This is a genomic window from Polynucleobacter sp. JS-JIR-II-50, from assembly GCF_018687895.1.
GTDB lineage: Bacteria > Pseudomonadota > Gammaproteobacteria > Burkholderiales > Burkholderiaceae > Polynucleobacter.
On record NZ_CP061307.1, the window covers coordinates 560,856 to 580,115 of the forward strand.

At 46.7% G+C, this 19,260-nt stretch carries 21 protein-coding genes; 13 read left to right on the forward strand and 8 right to left on the reverse strand.

Going from position 1 to position 19,260, the window contains the following annotated elements:
• Positions 1-7 precede the first annotated feature (7 nt).
• The 4 genes from FD963_RS02955 to smpB form a co-directional block, all read right to left on the reverse strand.
• A complete protein-coding gene (locus FD963_RS02955) occupies positions 8-805 on the reverse strand; it encodes a transglutaminase family protein (RefSeq protein WP_215362866.1) in 798 nt (265 codons plus the stop codon).
• A 17-nt stretch (positions 806-822) separates the two neighbouring features.
• Positions 823-1,800, reverse strand: coding sequence for an alpha-E domain-containing protein (locus FD963_RS02960; RefSeq protein WP_215362868.1), 978 nt, complete (start codon positions 1,798-1,800; stop codon positions 823-825).
• A gap of 26 nt (positions 1,801-1,826) precedes the next feature.
• Positions 1,827-3,239 carry a circularly permuted type 2 ATP-grasp protein gene (locus tag FD963_RS02965; RefSeq protein WP_215322276.1) on the reverse strand — a complete coding sequence of 471 codons (1,413 nt, stop codon included), beginning with the start codon at positions 3,237-3,239 and terminating at the stop codon, positions 1,827-1,829.
• A gap of 144 nt (positions 3,240-3,383) precedes the next feature.
• Positions 3,384-3,836 carry an SsrA-binding protein SmpB gene (smpB, locus tag FD963_RS02970; protein ID WP_046330447.1) on the reverse strand — a complete coding sequence of 151 codons (453 nt, stop codon included), beginning with the start codon at positions 3,834-3,836 and terminating at the stop codon, positions 3,384-3,386.
• Between the two features lie 25 nt (positions 3,837-3,861).
• On the opposite strand from smpB, the gene FD963_RS02975 reads away from it, so the two are divergent.
• From FD963_RS02975 to FD963_RS03035, 13 genes are all read left to right on the forward strand, one after another.
• Complete coding sequence (locus tag FD963_RS02975; protein WP_215361255.1) at positions 3,862-4,293, forward strand: type II toxin-antitoxin system RatA family toxin; 432 nt, start codon at positions 3,862-3,864, stop codon at positions 4,291-4,293.
• The gene (locus tag FD963_RS02980) at positions 4,286-4,636 is read left to right on the forward strand and encodes an RnfH family protein (RefSeq protein ID WP_215362870.1); all 351 of its coding nucleotides are present in this window, start codon (positions 4,286-4,288) and stop codon (positions 4,634-4,636) included. Before FD963_RS02975 ends, FD963_RS02980 begins: the two co-directional genes overlap by 8 nt.
• Positions 4,637-4,662: 26 nt before the next feature.
• Positions 4,663-6,126 (forward strand): IMP dehydrogenase, encoded by a 1,464-nt coding sequence (guaB, locus tag FD963_RS02985; protein ID WP_215362872.1) that lies wholly within the window; start codon positions 4,663-4,665, stop codon positions 6,124-6,126.
• A gap of 36 nt (positions 6,127-6,162) precedes the next feature.
• Complete coding sequence (gene guaA / locus FD963_RS02990; protein ID WP_215362874.1) at positions 6,163-7,770, forward strand: glutamine-hydrolyzing GMP synthase; 1,608 nt, start codon at positions 6,163-6,165, stop codon at positions 7,768-7,770.
• A 30-nt stretch (positions 7,771-7,800) separates the two neighbouring features.
• Entirely contained in the window at positions 7,801-8,598 is a 798-nt protein-coding gene (locus FD963_RS02995; RefSeq protein ID WP_215362876.1) for a ferritin-like domain-containing protein, read from the forward strand.
• A gap of 36 nt (positions 8,599-8,634) precedes the next feature.
• Complete coding sequence (locus tag FD963_RS03000) at positions 8,635-10,506, forward strand: radical SAM protein (RefSeq protein ID WP_251367280.1); 1,872 nt, start codon at positions 8,635-8,637, stop codon at positions 10,504-10,506.
• A 64-nt stretch (positions 10,507-10,570) separates the two neighbouring features.
• Positions 10,571-11,272 (forward strand): hypothetical protein, encoded by a 702-nt coding sequence (locus FD963_RS03005; RefSeq protein WP_215362880.1) that lies wholly within the window; start codon positions 10,571-10,573, stop codon positions 11,270-11,272.
• 41 nt (positions 11,273-11,313) lie between these two features.
• Positions 11,314-11,976, forward strand: coding sequence for a hypothetical protein (locus tag FD963_RS03010; protein WP_251367281.1), 663 nt, complete (start codon positions 11,314-11,316; stop codon positions 11,974-11,976).
• 28 nt (positions 11,977-12,004) lie between these two features.
• Entirely contained in the window at positions 12,005-12,658 is a 654-nt protein-coding gene (queE, locus tag FD963_RS03015; RefSeq protein WP_215362883.1) for a 7-carboxy-7-deazaguanine synthase, read from the forward strand.
• A gap of 35 nt (positions 12,659-12,693) precedes the next feature.
• Positions 12,694-13,158 carry a 6-carboxytetrahydropterin synthase QueD gene (gene queD, locus FD963_RS03020; protein WP_215362885.1) on the forward strand — a complete coding sequence of 155 codons (465 nt, stop codon included), beginning with the start codon at positions 12,694-12,696 and terminating at the stop codon, positions 13,156-13,158.
• Entirely contained in the window at positions 13,159-13,617 is a 459-nt protein-coding gene (gene tadA, locus FD963_RS03025; RefSeq protein ID WP_215362886.1) for a tRNA adenosine(34) deaminase TadA, read from the forward strand.
• Positions 13,614-14,558: an LD-carboxypeptidase gene (locus FD963_RS03030; RefSeq protein ID WP_215362888.1), complete on the forward strand. Its 945-nt coding sequence runs from the start codon at positions 13,614-13,616 to the stop codon at positions 14,556-14,558. Before tadA ends, FD963_RS03030 begins: the two co-directional genes overlap by 4 nt.
• Before the next feature lie 80 nt (positions 14,559-14,638).
• Positions 14,639-15,205, forward strand: coding sequence for a heme-binding protein (locus FD963_RS03035; RefSeq protein ID WP_215362890.1), 567 nt, complete (start codon positions 14,639-14,641; stop codon positions 15,203-15,205).
• Here the strand turns inward: FD963_RS03035 and FD963_RS03040 are convergent.
• Genes FD963_RS03040 through FD963_RS03055 form a run of 4 tightly spaced genes read right to left on the reverse strand, consistent with a single transcriptional unit; the run spans position 15,202 to position 19,213 of the window.
• A complete protein-coding gene (locus FD963_RS03040) occupies positions 15,202-16,089 on the reverse strand; it encodes a 23S rRNA (adenine(2030)-N(6))-methyltransferase RlmJ (protein WP_215362892.1) in 888 nt (295 codons plus the stop codon). The genes FD963_RS03035 and FD963_RS03040 overlap by 4 nt on opposite strands.
• Before the next feature lie 6 nt (positions 16,090-16,095).
• On the reverse strand, positions 16,096-16,887 hold the full coding sequence (locus tag FD963_RS03045; RefSeq protein WP_215362894.1) for a phosphatase PAP2 family protein: 792 nt from the start codon (positions 16,885-16,887) through the stop codon (positions 16,096-16,098).
• 5 nt (positions 16,888-16,892) lie between these two features.
• On the reverse strand, positions 16,893-18,152 hold the full coding sequence (locus tag FD963_RS03050) for a glycosyltransferase family 9 protein (RefSeq protein WP_215362896.1): 1,260 nt from the start codon (positions 18,150-18,152) through the stop codon (positions 16,893-16,895).
• 17 nt (positions 18,153-18,169) lie between these two features.
• Complete coding sequence (locus FD963_RS03055; protein ID WP_215362898.1) at positions 18,170-19,213, reverse strand: lysylphosphatidylglycerol synthase transmembrane domain-containing protein; 1,044 nt, start codon at positions 19,211-19,213, stop codon at positions 18,170-18,172.
• Positions 19,214-19,260 lie beyond the last annotated feature (47 nt).

A 19,260-nucleotide genomic window follows, 5' to 3' on the forward strand; every position in this document is an offset into this window, starting at 1 on the left:
AGGGTTGCTATGGCAACTGTTGAATCGAAATGTTGGCGCTGAGTTCTTCTCCGCCGCCGCCAGAACGCACCCCTTTAACAGGGGCGGCAGAGTAATAATCTCTACCAATGGCAAGGCGAATATGCCGTGAGTCAACTAAGCAGGCATGTGTGATATCTACGCTGGTCCAGATGCCTTTATCGATATCGCTGCAAAAGTCGATCCAAGCATGACTAGCAAGATTCGGAGACTCTTCTGCAAAGAAATAACCGCTGACATATCGAGCCGGCACTCCTGAGGCGCGACAAAGACCTAACATGATGTGGGCGTGATCTTGGCAAACGCCAGATTTCATGGCAAAGGATTGAGCTGCAGTCGTGGCAAAGTTCGTTTGGCCAGGAGAGTACACAATCAATCCTTGAACTGCCTCGGCGAGCTTAAGTACTTGATCAACGGAATTTTTCTTTGGAATGCCGTAGGAGAAATATTCCAACATTTCATCTGTAGGCTCAGTCAGATTGGTTTGCTGCAGTAAGTAGTATGGTGAAACCGCTTTAGCATCATCGATGAACTCAAATGCATCTTGTGTATGCACTTCGCCTTCAGCCTCAATCATCATTGAGGTGTAAGGACTCTCTTGCACAAATACACTGCAAAGATTTCCGAATGTATCAATTGAATTGGAAGCTTTAATTGGGGTGCCGATTTTCCACTTATCAACCTGCTGTCCTGCGACGGTTGGTGGGGTTAAGCGTAACTCTTGTATGGAATAATGCACTGGTGTTTCATAGCGATATTCCGTGCGATGGCGAATTTTAAGATGCATATAGTCTTCGTGATTTCTTAGGCAACAGCCAGTGGAATGAGATAAGCATTGCTAAACTCATCGGCTATGTAGTTAATGCGCTCTAAGAAAGCTTCAATAAATTCTTCCAGGCCTTGCTCAAATACTTCATCAATATCAGAGTAATCTAAGCTTGCCTTAAGTTTTCCAAGCAAACGTTCAATTTCTTTGGATTGCTGATTCTTGACCTCAGAAATGAGGGGGATTAACTCATTGACGCAGGACACCAAGGATCGTGGCATCTGTTTATTGAATATCAGTAGCTGTGCGACTTGTTTTGGTGTAACTTGATCAGAGTAGATTTGACGATAGATTTCAAAGGCCGAGACAGAACGCAGTAACGCCGCCCAGTGATAGAAGTCAAAGAATTCACCATCAGTGCCATCATCTGAGGATTTCTTGGCGCCAAGAACCCTCAGGGCTGCTGGGTCCTCATATTTGGTTTCCAAAATACGTGCGGTGTTGTCGGCGCGCTCTAGCAGCGTTCCCACATTAATAAAGTAAAAAGCCTCATTCTTCAGCATCGTGCCGTATAGAACACCCCTAAAGAGGTGGCAGCGGTGCTTGACCCATTCCAAAAGGCGACTAGGGTCGGCTTGATGTCTTGCTTCTAAGATGCGTTGGAGCTCAAGCCAAGTGGTGTTCTGGGTTTCCCAAACTTCAGAAGTAATTTTGCCGCGGATAACGCGGGCATTTTCCCGTGCAGCAAATAAGCAAGAAACAATACTCGATGGGTTGCTGGTTTCATAAATCATGAAGTCCAAGACATTCTCGCGATTAACGACATCATATTTGCTGAGAAAGGCTTCTTCCAGCTTGGAAATCGTGAGTAATTTTTTCCAACTCTGCTCTAAAAATTCTGCTGGCTGTGGAAGTAGGGAGGTTTGATGGTTTACATCGAGCATGCGGGCAGTGTTCTCAGCGCGCTCGGTGTAACGGGCCATCCAATAAAGACAATCAGCGGTACGACTCAACATATTTTCTTATTCCCCATGCTCTTCATTCACTCTTCCAATACCCAGGTATCTTTAGTTCCGCCACCTTGGGAGGAGTTCACTACTAAAGAGCCTTCTTTGAGTGCAACCCTAGTTAATCCACCAGGAACCATCTTGATAGTCTTGCCTGAGAGAACAAAGGGTCTTAAGTCGATATGCCTTGGTGCAACACCTGACTCAACAAAGGTAGGGCAGGTGGATAGCGCCAATGTAGGTTGCGCAATATATTTATCTGGATTAGCGATAAGGTGAGTTCTAAATTCTTCAATCTCTGCTTTGGTTGATGCTGGACCAACTAACATGCCATAACCACCAGCACCATGAGTCAGTTTCACAACCAGCTTATCCAGATTAGCTAAGGTATAGGCTAAGTCATCTGCCTTACGACATTGGAATGTAGGTACGTTATTAAGAATCGGTTTCTCACCAAGATAAAACTCAATCATCTCAGGTACATAGGGGTAGATGGATTTGTCATCAGCAATACCAGTACCAATCGCATTTGCCAATGTCACATTACCAGCTCTATGTGCGGATAGAAGTCCTGCAACGCCCAAAGTGGAGTCAGAACGAAATGCCAATGGATCCAGGAAGTCATCATCAACGCGACGATAGATCACATCAACGCGCTCTGGTCCCTGGGTGGTGCGCATAAAGACTTGCTCATTCTTCACAAATAAGTCTTTACCTTCCACTAACTCAACACCCATCTGCTGCGCGAGGTAGCTGTGCTCAAAGTAAGCAGAGTTATACATGCCTGGAGTTAGTACAACGACGTTTGGTTTTTTAACGTCATCTGGTTTAACTGACTTGAGACATTCCAATAAAAGATCAGGGTAATGCTCTACAGGAGCAATGCGATATTTTTGGAACAGATCGGGGAAGAGTCGCATCATCATCTTGCGGTCTTCAACCATGTAAGACACGCCAGATGGAACTCGCAAGTTATCTTCTAAAACGTAGAACTCCCCCTCACCGGCACGAACGATATCGATTCCAGCAATTTGCGCGTAGATGTCGCGCGGTATGCTGACGTTGCGCATCTCGGGGCGATATTGCGCATTGTTATAAATCTGTTCGGCTGGAACAATGCCTGCCTTAATAATGTCTTCATCGTGATACACGTCGTAAATGAAGCGATTGAGTGCTTTGACCCGTTGACGTAATCCCGCTTCCAGTTGCTCCCATTCTTTGGCAGTAAAGATGCGCGGCACTTGATCGAAGGGAATGGTTCTTTCCGAACCCAAGTCATCTCCATAGACGGCAAAGGTAATACCCACTCTTCTAAAGATCAGGTCTGCCTCAGCGCGTTTGAGACCCATGAGGGTGTCACTTTGCTGTTTCAGCCAATTGTGAAAGATTTGGTAGTGGGGACGCGCTTTGCCTGCGGCGTCGAGCATTTCGTCAAAAGGCAATTTCATAGATACAAACTAATGCCTTTATAAAAGCTGGAATGAATGATTTGAAGCGGCTTGGTGCTGAATTGCACCATAAAAGTGCATAAATGCTCAAATATTCGTCCTCAAGGGCAGTCTACCCCAGTTTTTCTGGGATTAGGCGAGAAATTAAGCGTTTAGATCGCCTCTGGCAATACGACCTTTTTGGACTTCCCACTCACGTTCTTTAGTTGCTGCGCGTTTGTCATGCTGCTTTTTACCCCTGGCGAGGCCAATCTCGCACTTCACATTGCCTTTGGAGAAATGTAAGTTTAAGGGCACAAGGGTGTAGCCCTTTTGCTCCACTTTACCGATGAGTTTTTTAATTTCGATCGCATTCAGAAGGAGTTTTCGAGTACGAGTACTGTCCGGAACGATATGTGTAGAGGCTGACAGCAGGGGGGTGATATGGCAGCCGATCAAAAATAGCTCCGCCTGGCGAATGACGACATACGCTTCTTTGACGTGCACGCGACCTGCGCGGATGGCTTTCACTTCCCAGCCTTCCAACACAAGCCCTGCCTCAAAGCGCTCCTCGATAAAATAATCAAAGAAGGCTTTTTTGTTATCGACGATACTCATATTTATTTAGCTCTCAAGAACGATTATGGCAGACGTCTACAAGACCGTTTTAATTGGCCAATCAGCCGACCGTATGTACGGCTTAGTGACCGATGTCGCACGCTATCCTGAGTTCCTGCCTTGGTGTGGCGGGGTAGAAATTTTTGAGCAGACTGAGACCGTGCTCGACGCCAAAATCAATATCCATTTCAAAGGCATTAACCAGTATTTTCATACTCGGAATGTGAATCACCGCCCTGAAACGATTGACATGGTCTTTGTCGATGGTCCGTTTAAGCACTTTTCTGGGCAGTGGAACTTTATCCCTTTGCGGGAAGATGCTTGTAAGGTGGAGTTCAAGCTGCACTGGGAGTTCAAGAGCGTCATTCTGGACAAGATTATTGGCCCAGTATTTGGTCATATAGCCGGCACCTTTGTTGACTGCTTTGTAAAACGTGCCGAGGATCTCTATGGCTGAGCGCTCGCTTGACCTCATTCTCTGTGATGCCAGGCAGGGTGAGCCAGTGATTAAGACGCTCAAGCTCCTTTTGTCAGCGGGCGAGTTGCCTACGGTTGGCTTGGCCCTTATTAGGGCCGGGATTGCAGTTGGCCCAGACGACCCTGTTTTGGCCAGAAAAGGCTGCTTCGGGGTCTTTGGTAAACGCAAGGACTGGGATAGCCCCATTTATGCTGGAGATCGATTGGAGCTCTATTCCCCGCTACTAATTGACCCTAAAACAGTTCGGCGCAAGAAGGCTAATCAGAACCAGGATGCCAAATTCCAGGCTGCCGCAGCTAAAAGAAAGGCTAGGAGGCTATAATCTGTTTTTGCGACTAGGGGTTTTGCATGCGACTCATTCAAAAAGCACTCACTTTTGACGATGTGCTCCTCGTACCGGCTTATTCATCGGTACTCCCTCGGGATGCCAGCTTGGCAAGTAAGTTAACTCGAGACATTTCACTTAATACACCATTGGTGTCCGCCGCTATGGATACCGTCACTGAAGGTCGTTTGGCAATCGCCATGGCTAGTGAAGGTGGCATTGGCATTGTTCATAAAAACTTAAAGCCCGCTGAGCAAGCGCGTGAAGTGGCTAAAGTAAAGCGATATGAATCTGGTGTTCTGCGTGATCCAATCACGATTAGCCCAGATGTCACTCTGCGTCAGGTGATCCAACTTTCTCGTGAGCATGGTTTCTCAGGATTCCCAGTGCTCGTTGGTAAAGAGGTTGTTGGCATTATTACGAATCGCGATTTGCGTTTCGAAGAGGACTTAGATGCCCCAGTAAAAACCAAGATGACTCCACGTGAGCGTTTGATTACCGTGAAAGAAGGCTGCTCATTAGATGAAGCAAAGCGCTTAATGAGTCATCATCGTTTAGAGCGCGTATTGGTTGTCAACGACAAGTTTGAACTGCGTGGCCTCATTACCGTTAAAGACATTCTCAAGGCAACTGAACACCCGAATGCTTGTAAAGATGGCGAAGGTAAATTGCGCGTTGGCGCCGCAGTAGGCGTTGGCCCTGATAACGATGAGCGTATTGAGTTATTGGTGCGCGCTGGTGTTGATGTGATCGTTGTGGATACTGCCCATGGCCATAGCCAAGGCGTATTAGATCGCGTGAAGTGGGTTAAGCAAAACTATCCTCATGTACAAGTGATTGGCGGCAATATCGCTACAGGTGATGCCGCTAAGGCATTGGCTGATCATGGTGCTGATGGTGTCAAGGTGGGTATTGGTCCTGGCTCAATCTGTACAACGCGTATTGTTGCTGGTGTAGGTGTCCCACAAATCACTGCGATTGTGAATGTGGCAACTGCACTTAAGGGTACTGGCATTCCATTGATTGCTGATGGTGGCATACGTTACTCAGGTGACGTTGCAAAAGCATTGGCTGCTGGCGCTAGTTCAGTCATGATGGGCGGTATGTTTGCTGGCACTGAAGAAGCTCCTGGTGAAGTGTTCCTGTACCAAGGACGTTCTTACAAGAGCTATCGCGGTATGGGTTCTTTGGGCGCGATGGCGGATGGTTCTGCTGATCGTTATTTCCAAAGCGACATCGTTGCGAATGCAGAAAAGTTAGTGCCAGAAGGCATTGAGGGTCAGGTGCCATACAAAGGTAGCGTGTTGGCAATCTTGCATCAGCTCACTGGCGGCATTCGTTCTTCTATGGGCTATCTTGGTTGTAAGACCATTGATGAGCTTCATGAAAAAGCCAACTTCGTAGAAATCACTTCAGCTGGCGTGCGTGAGTCGCATGTTCATGACGTGAAGATCACTAAAGAAGCGCCAAATTACCATATTGATTAACAACTAAAAAAAGCTGAAATAAAGGCTGACCTTTTCGTGCACGACAAAATACTGATTCTCGACTTTGGTTCACAAGTAACTCAACTGATTGCTCGGCGTGTACGTGATGGACGCGTGTATTCAGAGATCCATCCCTACGATTGCGACCCTGAGTTCATTCGTAAGTTTGTTCAGGAGCAAGGTGGCAAAGGCATTATTCTCTCTGGCGGCCCTAGTTCGGTAACTGAAGCCGGTAGTCCTCGTGCACCCCAAATTGTTTTTGAGCTTGGCGTACCTGTTTTGGGAATTTGCTACGGCATGCAAACTATGGCTACCCAATTGGGTGGTGCAGTTGCTTCCGCAGAGTCTTTGGGTAAAGCGCGTGAGTTTGGTTACTCTGAAGTTCGTGCTCATGGGCATACGAATTTGCTCAAAGGTATTCAGGACTTCTCCACTAGCGAAGGTCATGGGATTTTGAAGGTCTGGATGAGTCATGGCGACTCAGTCACTTCAATGCCGCCTGCATTTAAGTTGATGGCCTCTACTGAGTCTTGTCCAATTGCTGGCATGGCAGATGAAGAGCGTCGCTTCTACGCATTTCAGTTTCATCCGGAAGTCACGCATACCATTCAAGGCACTGCGATCATTGAGCGCTTTGTGCATGAGGTTTGCCAATGCAAGCCTGACTGGGTAATGGGTGACTACATTGCAGAAGCGGTTGAGAATATTCGCAAACAAGTCGGTGATGAAGAGGTCATTCTGGGCTTGTCTGGCGGTGTCGACTCCAGTGTTGCGGCAGCCTTAATTCATCGCGCGATTGGCGATCAGCTCACTTGCGTATTTGTGGATCATGGCCTGCTTCGCTTGAATGAAGGTGATATGGTGATGGAAATGTTCGCACGCAATTTGGGTGTGAAAGTGATCCGCGTTGATGCTAAAGCGAAATTCATGGGTGAATTGGCTGGTGTTGCTGATCCAGAAGCCAAGCGTAAGATCATCGGTAAAGAATTTGTAGAAATTTTCCAGACTGAGTCTGGGAAGATTCAGAATGCTAAGTGGCTTGCCCAAGGAACGATCTACCCTGACGTCATCGAGTCTGCAGGTAAGGGTAAAAAGGGCGCGCACACGATCAAGAGTCACCATAACGTTGGCGGCTTACCTGATGATATGCATCTTCAATTGCTTGAGCCCTTGCGTGAGCTATTTAAGGATGAGGTCCGCGAACTTGGAGTGGCTTTAGGTCTTCCTCGTGAGATGGTATATCGCCATCCATTCCCGGGGCCAGGTCTTGGCGTGCGCATTTTGGGTGAAGTTAAGGCTGAATTCACTAGCTTGCTGCAGCGTGCTGATGCCATCTTCATTGAAGAGTTGCGTAATACGATTGATGAAGCAAGTCAAAAATCTTGGTATGACCTTACCAGTCAAGCGTTTGCTGTTTTCTTGCCAGTGAAGTCTGTTGGCGTCATGGGTGATGGCAGAACATACGAATATGTTGTTGCTCTCAGGGCGGTACAAACCCAAGACTTTATGACAGCACATTGGGCTCACTTGCCGCATGAATTACTGGGGAAGGTTTCCAATCGCATCATTAATGAAGTGCGCGGTATTAATCGAGTTGTATATGACATCAGTGGAAAACCGCCAGCAACGATCGAGTGGGAATAGGAGGTAGGCGATTTAAGCCTACCAATATCCATGCTTGAATTACGCGAAGCTTCACTCGCAATCCTGGCAAGTGCTGATGCTCAAAGCAAAGCAATTCAGTTACTCAGTATGTTTGATGAGTATCAAAAACAACAAATTACTTTAAATACTGTTAGTAAGATTGATGCTCAAGGCCTTTATCTGCCGGGGCGTCCGCTAAAGCCGGAATTGGTGCTTCCTAAGCTTGTTCCCAAAAGAAGAATGGATACCTCCGAGGGCAGGGCGGGCTTATTGCACTCACTCGCCCATATTGAGTTTAATGCGATGAACCTTGCGCTAGATGCAATCTGGCGTTTCCCAGATATGCCCAAGGAATACTATGAGGACTGGTTGAAAGTTGCCAAAGAAGAGGCCTATCACTTCAGTTTAGTAAATGAGTATTTGCATGCACTTGGGTTTTCTTATGGGGATTTCCCTGCCCACAATAGTTTGTGGGAGATGGTCGAACGAACAACCGATTCTGTGATTGCCAGAATGGCCTTGGTGCCCAGAACAATGGAAGCAAGAGGCTTAGATGCTGTACCAGCGATTCGGGATCGCTTCAAACAAATTAAAGAAGTGCGTGCGGTGGAGATATTGGAAATTATTCTCAATGATGAAATCGGCCATGTATTGATTGGCAATCGTTGGTTTAATTTCTTATGTGCTCAAGATAATATTTCTCCAATCACTGCTTATCGAGAGTTGGCTGCCAAATATCGTGCGCCTGTTTTAAAGCCCCCATTCAATATGGAGGCCCGCAAGCAGGCTGGTTTCACATCTGAAGAGTTAAGTCTTCTTGGTGCATAGCTGAAAAATATGAAGGTATTGAGCCTCATTCCACCCATGACCCAGTTGAATACGCCGTATCCTTCTACGGCTTATCTCACGGGGTTCTTAAGATCTCGTGATGTTGATGCCGTTCAGGAGGATCTTGCCTTAGCTTTAGTGCTCAGTTTTTTTACTCCAGAGGGCATGGCGGAGATTCGCGCTCAAGCACTCTCTATTGCTGAAGAGAATCGTAGTGCCAGCGTTAATTTTTTCCTAGACTACTTTGATTCCTATCAATCAACCATCACTCCAACCATTAGCTTCTTGCAGGGACGCGATAGCACTTTAAGTCATCGCATCAATACCCGGGATTTTTTACCGGAGGGCCCACGCTTTGCTTCTCTTGATGCATTTGATGATGAGGAGGCGGCCGATCCTTTGTCTTGGGCCTTTGGGGCTTTAGGGTCTCAAGATAGGGCACGTCATTTAGCCACCCTTTATCTCAATGATTTATCCGATGTATTGCGTGATGCTGTTGATGACCGCTTTGAATTCGTGCGTTATGCGGAATCCTTGGCAAGTAGTCAGCCTACCTTTACGCCTCTGGCCGATGCGCTCCAGGCTAAGCCAACACTCATGGACCTGCATTTACAAGAGTTGGCGACTAAAGCGATTGAGCGTCACCAGCCAGGTGTAGTGCTTCTATCGGTACCTTTCCCTGGAGCAATGTATGCGGCCTTGCGTATTGCCCAGGTGATTAAAAAATCATATCCAGAAATCAAGATTGCCTTAGGTGGAGGCTATGTCAATACTGAGCTTCGAGAGTTATCCGATGCTCGCATCTTTGATTATGTGGATTTCATCACACTGGATTCTGGCGAGAGACCGCTGCTTGCTTTGCTCGAGCACATTGGCGGCAAACGCTCCGCCGAAAGATTGGTGCGCACCTTTATTCGGAATTCTAGTAATCAAGTGCAATACCTCAATTGGCAAGAACTTGATGTGCCTTTTGAAGAGGTTGGCACCGCTACTTGGGATGGGCTACCGCTGGATTCTTATTTATCTCTTTTGGATATGCTCAATCCGATGCATCGCCTATGGAGTGACGGCCGCTGGAACAAGCTGACTGTTGCACATGGCTGTTATTGGAAAAAGTGTAGCTTCTGCGATGTATCCCTTGATTACATCTCTCGTTATGAAACTGCGTCAGCCAGTTTATTGGTAGATCGTATTGAGCAAATTGTTCGGGAGACTGGGCAGACAGGATTTCATTTTGTGGATGAAGCTGCGCCACCTAAGATATTAAAAGCACTGGCTGAGGAGCTCATTCGCCGCAAGGTGCTCATTTCTTGGTGGGGTAATATTCGTTTTGAGAAGACCTTCACGCCTGAATTGGCGGAGCTATTAGCTAAGAGTGGATGCATTGCGATGTCTGGAGGTCTCGAAGTGGCATCTGATCGCCTACTCAATCTCATGAAAAAGGGGGTATCCGTGGAGCAGGTAGCTCAAGTTACCAAAGGATTCTCAGATGCCGGCATCTTGGTTCATGCTTATTTAATGTATGGCTTTCCTACGCAAACCGTACAGGAGACGGTGGATGCTTTGGAGTATGTGAGACAGCTTTTTGAGCATGGCTGCATTCAAAGCGGCTTCTTTCATCGCTTTACTTGTACCGTGCACTCTCCCGTAGGCATGAATCCTCAAGAGTATGGAATTGAGTTAATTCCATTGCCAGAAATCTCTTTTGCTAAAAATGATGTGCTCTTTATTGATCCCGCCGGCGTTGATCATGATGCGCTCGGCCAGGGGCTAAAAAAAGCCATCTATAACTATATGCATGGCGTAGGCTTTGATATCAAAGCACAGTCTTGGTTTGATGGTTTGGGCATTGCCGTACCAAAGACAACCATTTCCAAGAGTTTCATTGAGAAGGCTTTGTATCGGTAGCCCACCCACCTCAATCGGGCTTACAATTATTTTACAAAGCCCCAAATTAACGCAGGAGAAATAAATGAATTTATCGCGTCGCACTTTCATTACATCAGCAGCTTTGGCTCCAGTAGCATGTGGAGTTCCGTTAGGATATGAGCGAGGAACTCCTGTTGCTCAACCAAAACCAACTCCAAACGTAAGACCCCCTCAAGTGGGGCAGGAGTGGACATATGTTAAGCGCGATGTTTTTGATGGGAAGATTCTTGGTACTGTTACTGAAAAAGTTGCTAGTCTAGGATCGGCCATTGTCATTGAGCGCATGGATGAGGGTGGTGGTAGGTTGGCTAGCGAGATTCAAGGACCCTGGGGTACAGTGCAGACTACTACAGCTTGGCCGCGCGTGATCAGCTTCAATCCACCAATTCCTTTGTGGCCCCAAGAGTTAAGCTCTCATTCGAGTAAGCAGTTAAATACCAAATATAGTTTGGCCGGATATTCTGATAATTCCTATGGCTGGCAGGAATACATGGGTTCACATGGTTGGGAGCAGATTACTGTACCTGCTGGAACATTTCTAGCATTGCGCTACCAAAATCTCATCAACTATGAGAGTGAGGACGACAATAAAGCAGACTGTATTCGCAAGGAGACAATTTGGTTTGCCCCTAGCATTGGCCGTTGGGTTGCTCGGGAATCGTCTGGTTCGTACATGATTCAGGGGCAGCTTGGAGTAGCAATTCTAGAGGGGAGCTATCAATGGCAACTCACTTCTTACAAATAAGATATTTACAAAAACTATTCCTTTTTACACTGCCATTTTTTTTGGCAGCATGTATTTCATCTCAACCTTACCCCAAGGGAATTGTTGAGGCTCAACCTCAGCCTACGCCAACAGTTCGTCCTCCCAAAGTTGGTCAAGAGTGGGTCTACCAAGTCCGTAATGTATTTAATCAAGAGGTGATCGATGTTATTACTGAAAAAGTGGTTTCAGTGGGAGATCAAATTCGAATTTCTAGGTCTGGCATAAAGGCTGGGCCCCTACCAGATGAAATTCAATCACCCTGGGGGTATGTCATTCAGGACCCTCATTGGTCTCCACCCCAAAAGTTTGCTCCAGCAGTTCCAGTGTGGCCAGTGCAGTTAAATGCTAAGTCGAGTGGTTACTATCAATCAAGGTATCAAGTACTGGGTTATCCGGATGGTAGCTATTTCTGGGGTCTGAGTATGGATGCTTCGCAATGGGAGCGATTATCTGTGACGGCTGGTCAATTTTTGACTCTGAAATATCACAATGAAATTCCTTATTTCCAAAGCCAGGATGTTTTTAGGGTATCTAACTACAGAGAAGAAGACCTCTGGTTTTCTCCAGAAATTGGGCGCTGGGTCATACGTAGATCATTTGGGCGGTATTTGCTTGGGGGTATGAGGTGGAATGGCGCTCTGTGGGAAGATTATCTGGAGTGGGAGTTAATCTCCTGGAAATAGGCATTGCGCTTAAAATAGGTGCACTGCTATGTATACCGTTAAAGAACTATTTCCCACACTTCAAGGCGAAGGCACCCACACTGGTAGGGCTGCCGTATTTTGTCGCTTTGCTGGATGCAATCTTTGGAGTGGACGTGAAGAAGATCGCGCCACTGCTATTTGTCAATTTTGCGATACCGATTTTGTAGGTAGCGATGGTGCTGGCGGCGGTAAGTTTGAGACTGCTGCCTTACTTGCTGATGCAATCGAGACTTCATGGCGTAGCACTTCGGCTGGTCCGCAGCAGCGTTATGTGGTTTTCACGGGTGGAGAGCCGCTCTTGCAATTAGATGAGGAGTTGATTGCAGCACTTCATCAAAAAGGATTTGAAGTGGCAATTGAGACAAACGGCACCATTAAAGTTCCTAAGGGGGTTGATTGGGTTTGTGTGAGTCCTAAGGCTGGTTCTGATCTGATTGTTCTTCAAGCGGATGAGTTAAAGCTAGTGGTCCCCCAAAATGACCATCAGGCATTAGAAAAACTCATGGCCCGCTTTGAGGGTATGGATTATCGCAATCGTTTCTTGCAGCCCATGGATGGGCATAACCTCAAAAGTAATACTGAGTTAGCAGTAAGCTTATGTCAAAAGCGTCCCTTGTGGAGATTGAGTCTGCAATCTCATAAACTGATCGGGATTCGATAGTTGACTAAGCTCAAATAAGATTAATTAAGTGCCCAATGACAAATAAACAGCCTGCCATCTCCATTACCCGTCGCCTTGAGTTTGACTCCGGGCATCGTATCCCCAATCATGATGGTCAATGTCGCCATCTGCACGGACATCGCTATGCGATTGAAGTTACGCTAACTGGTGAGGTAGCTGATCATCCTGGTAAAGCAGATGACGGCATGGTGCTCGACTTTGGCGATATCAAGCGATTAACAAACCAATACGTAGTAGATCTTTGGGATCATGCATTTTTAGTAGCTAAAGAGGACGAAGGTCTGGTTGCTTTCTTGTCGACCTTGCCTAATCACAAGACGGTCATCATGGAGCATGTGCCAACTGTTGAGAACTTAGCTAACGCAGCCTTTGCAATCTTGAAACCCGTTTTCAGCAAAGCTTTTAGTGGTCGCCTAGAGCTCTCTTCCATTCGTCTTTATGAGACGCCCAATTGCTGGGCTGATGTTCATCCCGTCTAAATGACGCAAACAGAGCTTGATCAGCAATATATGCGTATGGCAATTGAGCAAGCTCAGTTGGCAGCGCAATCAGGCGAGGTTCCTGTAGGCGCAGTGCTGGTTCGTGATGGCCAAGTCATCTCGAGGGCCTTTAATAAACCGATTGCAAACCATGATCCTAGCGCCCACGCTGAAATGCTGGCCTTGCGAGAAGCCACTCTAGCCGAAAAGAATTACCGCATCCCTGGTAGCACCTTATATGTCACTCTTGAGCCGTGTGCGATGTGCTCTGGCGCCATGCTCCATGCTAGGATTGATCGAGTGGTTTATGGGGCGCCAGACCCCAAAACAGGTGCTGCTGGTAGCGTGCTAGATATATTTTCTTCAAAACAGATTAATCACCAGACAAGTGTTGAAGGTGGCATCATGAGTCAAGAGTGCGGTCAATTGCTGCGTGATTTTTTTAAGGGGCGACGTTGAAATCCATTCACCTCATTGCTCCTTCTGGAGCAAGTTTAGATAGTAAAAGTCCCTTGGCTGGTATTGACTGGCTAGGACGCCAAGGTATCGCCATCCAGAATGCAGATTGCGTACATCGCGTCTATGAGCGCTTTGCCGGCAACGATGATGAACGTCTCGCTGAATTAAACGCCATAACCACATTAGAACCTCAGACTATAGTGATGTCTATGCGTGGGGGTTATGGCCTCCATCGTTTGTTGCCGAGTATTGAGTGGGATGCAATTGCAAAGGCGATTCAAAATGGTTTGCAAGTATGTGGTCACAGTGATTTCACTGTCTTTCAGTTGGGATTATTAGCAAAAACTGGCGCGATCACTTTGGCTGGTCCAATGCTGAACTACGACTTTGGAAGACTGGGTGATGATGGTGCGCCGGTAGTGCCGGATGAATTTATGTGGAAGCATTTCCAGATTGCATTAAAAGACCGAAAGCTGGATTGCCAAGTGTCGACCCCTCAAGCTTACTTGGGTAAAGAAGACGCGCACTCGATCACGGGTTTATTGTGGGGCGGTAACTTAACCGTTCTGGCTGGTTTGGTTGGTACGCCATATTTTCCAAGCGCTAAGCAAACGCAAGGCGGAATCTTATTTTTGGAAGATGTGAATGAGCATCCTTATCGAATTGAAAGAATGTTGATGCAACTTTTAGATGCAGGCATTCTTGCTAATCAAGCAGCCATATTGTTGGGTGGATTTTCTGCCTATCGTCTTTACGACAACGATAAGGGGTATTCGCTCGAGCGCGCGATTGAGGTGATTCGCAAACGTTTGCCAAAAGAAATTCCAATCTTGACTGGACTTCCATTTGGACATCAGGCCAATAAATTAACTTTGCCTGTTGGTGCTCAAGCAAATTTAAATTGCAATTCAAATGGATTTGAACTTAAAGCACAGTGGTAATCTTTACTGAGACCCGTGTGGAAAACTCTTTGTTTAAAAGTCTTTTAGTTTTCATTGCACTCACCCTTACAGGAGCAGTCATGGCAACCGAAGAGCCAAAATATGCTGTTCTCGAAAAAGAGCCACCTTTTGAAATCCGCTCTTATGCACCCATGATTATTGCTGAGGTACAAGTTGAGGGTGATTTAGATGAGGCCTCGAGCCAAGGATTTCGCTTGATTGCTGCTTATATTTTTGGTCAGAATCAAGTGAGCGAAAAAATTGCAATGACTGCGCCAGTGATAGTCGAAGATCAATCAGCAAAGAGCGAAAAGATTGCAATGACTGCACCCGTGGGGATCGAGTCAAACGCTGGTAAGTGGACGGTGTCATTTGTCATGCCTAGTGAGTACAGCATGGAGACGATTCCAAAACCAATCAATCCTCAGGTGCAATTACGTCAAATTCCAGCAATTAAAAAGGCAGTGATTGGCTTTAGTGGTTTTTATAATAGCCAGAAAGTGGCTGAGAAAACGCTAGAGCTCGAGCGGTGGATGAAGGTCCGGCATTTGACTGGCACGGGTACTCCTAATTTCGCACGTTATAACCCGCCTTGGACTTTGCCCTTCATGCGTCGCAATGAAGTCATGATCACTTTACGTGACTAGTTCTTAGCTTCGAAGCTCTTCAATAAAAATTGGCCGCCACCATTGATGCCTAAAGCCTTCGTTAAGGTTGGTAGTGCCTGGGCCAGATGTTTTTCTAGAGTCCATGGTGGGTTGATGATGAACATCCCGCTAGCTTGCAAACGGCGCTCACCTGGCGCATTTTCAGCTCGTAATTCTGTATGTAACCATGAGCGTTTATGTGCGGTAGCGATTTTTTTCAGGCGGTCAGGTAGGGCTGCCGATTCTCTTCTTGATAGTGCTGGATACCAAATAGCATAGCAGCCGGTTGCAAAGCGTTGCAGCGCCTCTTCCATGGCAAGCTCAAGATAGCGATAGTCTTGCTTGTCTTCGTAAGAGGGGTCAATTAATACGAGACCGCGACGACTAGGAGGAGGGAGTAAGCCCTTGAGTCTGGCAAAGCTATCCTCGGCATAAATATCAATCTGTTTGGATTGCTTTAGTTCGCCAATGTTGTGGCGCAGAATATCGATCTCTTTGGGGTGCAACTCAAAGAGCTTGAGTCGATCTTGTGGACGCAGCAGGCGGGCCAGAATAAAGGGGGAGCCAGGATAGGTGTTTAGATGGCCCTCAATGTTCTCGGTATTAATGCACTTCAGATATTCATGAATGCTCTCGGGGATTGGAGTGTTTGCATGATGGCAAGTTTCTACATATTGTTTGAGGCGAAAGATACCACCATCAGCTTCTTTGCTCACCGTAGAGAAGCCATCTTGCAAGCTATAGATGCCAGCACCTGCATGGGTATCAACAAAGGTAATGGCAACAGGCTTCTCTTGAAGGTATTGAACCAAGTGAATTAAGGTCAGGTGCTTCAGGATGTCTGCGTGACTTCCCGCATGAAATGCATGTCGATAACTAAACATCTTGAATTATTCTGCCTTGCGAGGCGCTTGAGTAAATTGCGCCTTTATATAAAAGACTAGTGTGAAAGCCACAATGGCAATGGAGAGATACTGCAATGGCAGATTTAACTCCAGATCCATGATTTGAGTAAGGTGGGCGTAAATTGCTATTACACCCCCAAGCGCAATCAGATGTGTCCAGATTTTTCTTGGCCCCAGTTGGTTTTCAGGAAACTGATTGGCCGCTAAGGCTCCGAGCATTCCACACCAAATACCAACACCTGCGCCACCTAAAACGTCAGTAAGCCAATGAGCCCCTACAGCGCTGCGTGATAGACCTACTAAAGCTGCAGGCAAAAATAGCGACATAAATGGAGCACGCTTTTCTTTGGCTACCGAAAAATAAAAGGCGCTCACAATTGCAAATGCAGTGAGCGTATGTCCAGAGGGGAAGGCTTTGTAAAGTAGTGCTTCACCAATGCGATAAAAGCTGCCATTGGTCAGGATGCCTGCGGGTCGAGGTAAATTAAAGAAACCCTTTAAGACTGTGCTTGCTAACGCGGCTATCCCGCCAGCAAAAATTCCAGCAGTCAGCATCCTTGGCGCAAGCAATAACAATGGAAAGGCTAGTGCAAACACTCCCCAACCATTGCCTAAAAAAGTAAGCCAAGCCCAAAGGGTGTCTGGTAGCAATTGCGTAAACCGGTTAATGAATAAAAAGGTGCTGCTTTGAAATTCACCAAAGTAGATTGCGCAAGCGAGCGCAAGAGGGGCTAATGGAATGAACCAAGCAAATGTGGGAATTGCCTTTTTGCTCATCCAGCTTAGCGAGCCTTTGCCTTATCAGCGTCTTGCAATTGCTTGATCACTTTATCCAGCACTTGTGGAACAGTGATGGCCTGCATGCACACGTTGTCCTGACAAGGGGTTTTACGGTGATTGGCAGCACTCACGCAGGGCGAGCAGGCTAGGTTAGCGGTGATCGCTATGGAATTACCAACGGAGCCATAAAGGGCTGGAGTCTCAGGCCCGAACAGCACAACAGTTCTCAGTGGCGTCACAGCCGAGAAGTGACCGGGACCAGAGTCATTGGTAACCATGACATCCGACAGGGTGTACAAAGGTGGGAGTTCAGCAAAGCCAACCTGTCCGGCAAAATTCAATGCATTTTTAACATTGGCAACAGCGCGAACTTTTTCAACATACACAAACTCAGCAGGTGAGCCGGTAATCAAGATGAGATCGTTGGGATATTGCTGATGGATTGCTTGAATCAACTCAGAAAAACGTTGTTGCGCCCAACGTCGCTGTGGAAGTAGATCACTTGCATTTGGATTGATGAGGATGAGGCGATCTTTCCCCGGGGTGTAATGGATGCGCGCCTCTTTAGCCATTTTTTCGATACGCTCACGCACCTTTTCTAGTGCGCTTGGATTGATGATGGCCTGCTCTAGTCGTACTTCCGAGTCTGGAATCTCAATCTTGCTAAATGGAACTTCAATTTTTTGGGCAAATGCCGCATGAATTAAAGACAGAAAATTCTTAGTAATATGAATGTGCGGGTTGTAATGCACCTTGCGAGTTAGCATGAAGCCACGCCACAATCCTTCGCCATGAAAAATGTGATATCCCACGCGACGTCGTGCACCACACATACCAGTCAGTAGGGCGGTAAAGCGGGAAAACAGCTCTAAGTCAATAACGGTGTCAATGCGGTGCTTGCGAGCAAGCACCAAAAAGCGTAGCGTATCTTTAATTAATCCACCTAAGCTAGATGAGTCAATCGTGAAGATATTTTCCGGTTTAACGGTGTTGAGCAAAGTCAGGCTGGCGCGATTGCTTTTGAAGATTAAGAAAAACAACTCCGCCCCACGAGCTTTCGCATTGCGCATTGCAGGGTCTACCAGAATGGCGCTTCCCATTTCCGAGAGTTCAATAAAGAGTAATTTTTTTGGAGTCTCTGGGTCGCGATTGAATGTATTTTTTATGCGATCAATTAAAGCGATAAATGGGCTAACGATTGCACAAAGAGGTACACCGACCCAATGATCAATCGCGCGCATAGTGTTGACACTAATAGTCATAGTTTGGCTCAAAAAAATTATTTTCTTTTTAATAAAAAATAGGCACCTGGTAGCACCGATAAAACAGTAATTGCTCCGTAGCTAATAGACGCTAGTACTGTTAGCGAGGGGTTTACACCCCATAAGGCCAGAACGGATGAAAGAGTGGCTTCACGCAAGCCCCATCCCGAAATACTAATCGGCAACATCAGTAACAGGCTAAGCGCAGGTAAGCCAATCATTAAACCTTCGATAGGCGCATCTACACCGTAAGCCTTAAGGCAAAAGAGTAGAGTCAAAATAGTGAGAAAGTGAATACCAATGGCCAGGCATGCTTGAGCAATATTGTTAGGCCACGCAAATGCTAGCTGGATACCAGGCATGGCGTTGTTCATATTGAAACGCTCTAAGAGTTTTTGCAGGAGTGCCTTGCTAGGTCCCCAGGCGAGTATTAGGGCAATCGCTACACCAGCTAGCAGCATGACTGCCATTACTGCGTAACCCAAATCTTGACCCCATGCTGCGAGGGTGGCGCCACCTAATATCAAACCAATTCCGCCCAGTAAATTGTTCCCGGCTAAACCGAGGAGGCGATCTACTAATACCATTGAAAAACTTAAACGTAATTTAGGAGTCGCGTGCTCAAGGTCTACTGAGTGATGAAGTTCATCATCCAATTCTTTGGTTTCCGAGAGATTGCCGGTAGTGGTTAAATGTGTTGCGGTAATAGCGCGATAACTGTCACCACCCAATGTGCTTGGTAGACCCTGATTAATAAGACCGCCGGCAAAGTAGAGGCCAATGTAAGAGCGAATACGGCGTGGAAACCCGACCCTTTGCATAAACAATCCCCAGCGATATCCACCGCAAATAAATGCAAGCATCATGCTTGCTAGAGCTGCCAAGAACCATAAAGGCTGCATCTGAATATGAGCATCAAATAGTGAGCGCCAATCAATTCCACTCGTTGCCTTCCAAAGCAAGGCAATGGACAGTAGGACGCGAATGGTAGGCCAAGCCTTCTTCAGAATGGATTTCCACCCCGATTGGGCTTTAGGGGTGGGTTGGGCTTGTGAACTCATAAGCGTAAGGATAATGCCTCGGGCGCCTAAGGTCTTGAATTTGGTGG

Bases quoted from the DNA above. Each gene is read 5' to 3' on its own strand.
- FD963_RS02955 (WP_215362866.1), bottom strand. From the start codon at position 805: ATGCATCTTAAAATTCGCCATCGCACGGAATATCGCTATGAAACACCA.
- FD963_RS02960 (WP_215362868.1), bottom strand. From the start codon at position 1,800: ATGTTGAGTCGTACCGCTGATTGTCTTTATTGGATGGCCCGTTACACC.
- FD963_RS02965 (WP_215322276.1), bottom strand. From the start codon at position 3,239: ATGAAATTGCCTTTTGACGAAATGCTCGACGCCGCAGGCAAAGCGCGT.
- smpB (WP_046330447.1), bottom strand. From the start codon at position 3,836: ATGAGTATCGTCGATAACAAAAAAGCCTTCTTTGATTATTTTATCGAG.
- FD963_RS02975 (WP_215361255.1), top strand. From the start codon at position 3,862: ATGGCAGACGTCTACAAGACCGTTTTAATTGGCCAATCAGCCGACCGT.
- FD963_RS02980 (WP_215362870.1), top strand. From the start codon at position 4,286: ATGGCTGAGCGCTCGCTTGACCTCATTCTCTGTGATGCCAGGCAGGGT.
- guaB (WP_215362872.1), top strand. From the start codon at position 4,663: ATGCGACTCATTCAAAAAGCACTCACTTTTGACGATGTGCTCCTCGTA.
- FD963_RS02995 (WP_215362876.1), top strand. From the start codon at position 7,801: ATGCTTGAATTACGCGAAGCTTCACTCGCAATCCTGGCAAGTGCTGAT.
- FD963_RS03000 (WP_251367280.1), top strand. From the start codon at position 8,635: ATGACCCAGTTGAATACGCCGTATCCTTCTACGGCTTATCTCACGGGG.
- FD963_RS03005 (WP_215362880.1), top strand. From the start codon at position 10,571: ATGAATTTATCGCGTCGCACTTTCATTACATCAGCAGCTTTGGCTCCA.
- queE (WP_215362883.1), top strand. From the start codon at position 12,005: ATGTATACCGTTAAAGAACTATTTCCCACACTTCAAGGCGAAGGCACC.
- queD (WP_215362885.1), top strand. From the start codon at position 12,694: ATGACAAATAAACAGCCTGCCATCTCCATTACCCGTCGCCTTGAGTTT.
- tadA (WP_215362886.1), top strand. From the start codon at position 13,159: ATGACGCAAACAGAGCTTGATCAGCAATATATGCGTATGGCAATTGAG.
- FD963_RS03035 (WP_215362890.1), top strand. From the start codon at position 14,639: ATGGCAACCGAAGAGCCAAAATATGCTGTTCTCGAAAAAGAGCCACCT.
- FD963_RS03040 (WP_215362892.1), bottom strand. From the start codon at position 16,089: ATGTTTAGTTATCGACATGCATTTCATGCGGGAAGTCACGCAGACATC.
- FD963_RS03045 (WP_215362894.1), bottom strand. From the start codon at position 16,887: ATGAGCAAAAAGGCAATTCCCACATTTGCTTGGTTCATTCCATTAGCC.
- FD963_RS03050 (WP_215362896.1), bottom strand. From the start codon at position 18,152: ATGACTATTAGTGTCAACACTATGCGCGCGATTGATCATTGGGTCGGT.
- FD963_RS03055 (WP_215362898.1), bottom strand. From the start codon at position 19,213: ATGAGTTCACAAGCCCAACCCACCCCTAAAGCCCAATCGGGGTGGAAA.